3 protein-coding genes, 1 other RNA gene and 1 pseudogene are annotated in these 3,565 nt (G+C 73.2%); 2 read left to right on the forward strand and 3 right to left on the reverse strand.

Going from position 1 to position 3,565, the window contains the following annotated elements; genetic code table 11:
- Together QZ433_RS07410 and QZ433_RS07415 are read left to right on the forward strand one after the other, a co-directional pair.
- Positions 1 to 227, forward strand: a pseudogene (locus QZ433_RS07410) (GDP-mannose pyrophosphatase); the annotation flags it as partial.
- 138 nt (positions 228 to 365) lie between these two features.
- Entirely contained in the window at positions 366 to 1,007 is a 642-nt protein-coding gene (locus QZ433_RS07415; protein WP_295781376.1) for a DedA family protein, read from the forward strand.
- Between the two features lie 22 nt (positions 1,008 to 1,029).
- Here the strand turns inward: QZ433_RS07415 and ffs are convergent.
- The 3 genes from ffs to QZ433_RS07430 form a co-directional block, all read right to left on the reverse strand.
- Positions 1,030 to 1,126: signal recognition particle sRNA small type (gene ffs, locus QZ433_RS07420), an RNA gene on the reverse strand.
- 20 nt (positions 1,127 to 1,146) lie between these two features.
- A complete protein-coding gene (locus tag QZ433_RS07425) occupies positions 1,147 to 1,845 on the reverse strand; it encodes a helix-turn-helix domain-containing protein (RefSeq protein ID WP_295781378.1) in 699 nt (232 codons plus the stop codon).
- Positions 1,838 to 3,337, reverse strand: coding sequence for an APC family permease (locus tag QZ433_RS07430; protein WP_295781379.1), 1,500 nt, complete (start codon positions 3,335 to 3,337; stop codon positions 1,838 to 1,840). Before QZ433_RS07430 ends, QZ433_RS07425 begins: the two co-directional genes overlap by 8 nt.
- Between the last annotated feature and the right edge of the window lie 228 nt (positions 3,338 to 3,565).

A 3,565-nucleotide genomic window follows, 5' to 3' on the forward strand; every position in this document is an offset into this window, starting at 1 on the left:
GCCCGGGGTCGGTCACCGAGCGCCTGCACTTCTTCTCGGCCGCCTACGACGGCTCCACCCGCGAGGGCGACCGCGGCGGCCTGGCCGAAGAGGACGAGGAGATCGAGATCCTCGAGTACGACATCGACGAGGCGCTGTCGATGATCCGCGACGGCTCGATCCAAGATGCCAAGACCATCATGCTGCTGCAGTGGGCGGTGCTCGACGGGCCCTTCGCCCGCGGCTGAGGCCCGATCGCACACACGAAGGAACCCCGCCGTCAATCTGGGCGGCGTCTGGGCGCCCGGGGCCTACAGTCGCCTTCGCCGGCGCATCCGCTCCGGCAGGGGCGGGAACGACCGCCGCCGACCGGAGGACCGTCGCCCATGCTCACCGCCCTGAACCCCTTCGACGCCGCCTCGGTGCTGCAGGCCTTCGGCCCGTTCGTGCTGGGCGGTATCGCGCTGCTGGTGTTCATCGAATCCGGGGTGCTCTTCCCCTTCCTGCCCGGCGACTCGCTCCTGGTGACCGCGGCGATCCTCAGCGGCCCCCTCGGTATCACCCCGTGGCAGGTCGCGCTCGTGGCCTCGCTCGCCGCTCTCGCCGGCGATCAGGTGGGCTTCTGGCTCGGCCGCCGCTTCGGGCGGCGTCTCTTCCGCGACGACGCCAAGCTGCTGACCACCGCGCGCCTGGCCGAGGCGGAGGCGTTCTTCGACCGGTACGGCGGCTTGTCGCTGGTGATGGGGCGCTTCGTCCCCGTCGTGCGCACCTACGTGCCGCTGGTCGCGGGGACCGCCGACATGCCGTACCGCCGCTTCCTGCTGTGGAACGCGGTCGGCGCCGTCGGGTGGTCGTGCGCGATGACCCTCGTGGGGGTGCTTCTCGGCGGCATCCCGTTCGTGGCGGACAACATCGACGTGCTCGTGATCGTCATCGTCGCGGTCTCGGTACTGCCGGTCGTGATCGCAGCGGTGCGCCGCCGCCGCAAGACGCACCGGGCCGACGAGACGGCCGACCGGCGCGGGTGAGGACACCCGGCATCCGGGCAAAGAAAAAGACCCTCCGCGCACCCGGTAGAGCCTGGTTACCCTTGCTACGTTTCCGTCCTGGGGGAGTTGGCCGGGATGCCGCCACGCGGAGAGCCGTGTACAGCTTACCCGATGCGCGTCACACCATCAGCGGGGCGAGGGCGTCGGCCGCCGGGCGCAGCGCCGAAAGCACGTCGCCGGGCTCGTCGACACGGTGCCGCGGGCCCGAGAACGCCACGGCTCCCGCGGCGAGCCCGCTCGCATCGAGGATCGGGACCGCCAGGCATCCGGAGGCCGCGACCAGCTCCCCGCTCTGGCGTGTCGCGCCCCAGCGCGCGAGGTCGTCGCGCGCGCGCTCGAGCTCGGGGGTACCCGCGTCGCCCTCGGACAGCAGCATGAGCCGGCCGAGCGCGTAGCGCGCCGGTTCGCGGGCGAGACGCGCCTCGTCCGACAGCGGGAAGTCGGGGTCGGCATCCAGCACCGCGATTCTCCCGTCGACGAAGAGCGCCACGTGCACTCCCCCGCGCAGGGCGGAGCGCACCTCGGCGAGCACCGCGCGCGCGGCCGACGACAGGCGCGCGGGCGGTGCCACGACGGCGGCGAGCTGCGCCACCTTGGCCCCGAGAGCGAAGCCGGCGAGATCGGGGGTCCGGACGAGATACTCGTCCTCGACGAGGAGGTTCACCAGACGGTACGTCGTCGCCCGCGGCAGACCGAGCTCCGCGGACAGCCGTTGGGCGCTGACCCCGGCGCCGAGCTGGGCGACGGCCTCGAGCACGGCCAGCGCCGAGTGCACGGCGCCCGGCTGCCGCGCGGCGAGCGCCGGCTGCTCACGCATCATCGGGATGCCGCGGCGACACCACTCCGCCGAGCACCTGCGCCGCGACCGGCTCGTCGTACGCGCCGAGGGCCCCCGGGCCGTGGCGCCGTCGGAGGACGACGATGACGGCGCCGGACACGACGATCAGCGCCGCGACGACCGCGACGACCGTGCCCCCGGCGGCGAGGTCGTCGACGAAGAACGACACGAGCGCCGCGGCGAGCGCGAGCGCGGATACCCCGGCGACGATCGTGGCCCCGACCGTCGATTCGCCGATGCGCCGGAGGAACACGGGGGCGGCGACGCAGACGAGGATGTAGGCGACGATGTAGCCCGCCGCCCCCACCCCGATCGTGACGTGCATCGCGTCACGGGTATCGATTCCGGTGGCCGCCACTCCGATCGGCACGGCGGTGATGAGCGGCAACGCCCAGGCCACCGCCGTCGCGGGGGTGCCGAAACGGGCGTGCGTGCGACCGACGACCGCCGGCAGCACCCCGTCGCGGCTCAGCGCGAACAGCACGCGAACGAGCGCGGTGGTCGTGCCGATCGCGCAGGCGAGGAATGACGCCGCGATGCCGAGATCGGCGACGACGCCCCACCCGCCGAGGCCGTACGCCTCGGCGAGCTCATTGACCGGCGAGGCGCTGAGAGCGAGATCGGCGCCTAGCGCGTCGAAGCCCGCGACCTGCGTCACCGCGGCGAGCACGTAGAGGAGTCCCGACAGCACAACGGTGCCGGTGATCGCACGGGGGACGTTGCGCAGCGGCGACACCGATTCAACGCCGAGGGTGGCCGCGGATTCGTACCCGACGAACGCCGTCAGCGCGATCACCGCCGCCGCCGCGAACGCGGTCGGATCGAGGTCGGCCCCGCCGATTCCCGCGACCGCCGTCAGATCGATCGGGCCGATCCGCACGAGGAGAGCGATGAGGAGCACCACGATCAGCGCCACCGACAGGGTCTCGACGACGAGCGCCGCTCGCGCGGAGATCCGGATGCCGCGGACGAGGACGAACGCGACGAGAAGCCCCTGCCCCACGACGAAGAGGGCGGTGACGAGCGCGCGATCGATCGAGGGCCAGAGCCCCGCCACGAGGTAGGTGGCGTAGTACGCACCGCCCAGCAGCGCGAACATAGCCACCGCGCCGTACCCCGTGAGGATCGCCGCCCCCGCGGCGAGACCGGCCCGCGTGCCGAGGCCGCGAGCGGTGTAGGTGTACAGGGCGCCCGTGGCGGCGAAGCGCCGCGCGAACTGCGAAATCGTGCGGGCGACGCCGAGGCTCAGGATCGCCGCGGCCACGATCGCGGCGACCGTCGCGCCCGGGGCGAAACCCGCCACGAGCAGCACGACCGTCGTCGCCGCCGCGGCCGGGGCGACCGCCGCGACCGATTGGGCCGCGAGATCGACGACGCCGATGCGGCGTCGTTCGAGTCCGTGCAGGGGTGAACGGTCGCCGAAGCCGGCGACGGGATCGGGGCGCGCGATGGCGCGAGCGAGTGCAGTCACGTGGTCTCCGTCGGGTGGTGCCGACCGTACGCGCCGGGCGTTGCACCCGGGCGACCCGCATGTTTCGGGCTCGTGACCCCGAGTGAGACGGCTGCCCGGGGCGTGTCTCACTCGGCGAGACCGCTCCTTCACGCCGCCCACACGGCCCGGCAACGGGGGTGGGGGAACCTCGGACCCACGAACCGCGCTCTCCCACCCGCATCCCGCCCCACCCGAACACGTAAGGAA

The organism is uncultured Microbacterium sp. (assembly GCF_913776565.1).
GTDB lineage: Bacteria > Actinomycetota > Actinomycetes > Actinomycetales > Microbacteriaceae > Microbacterium.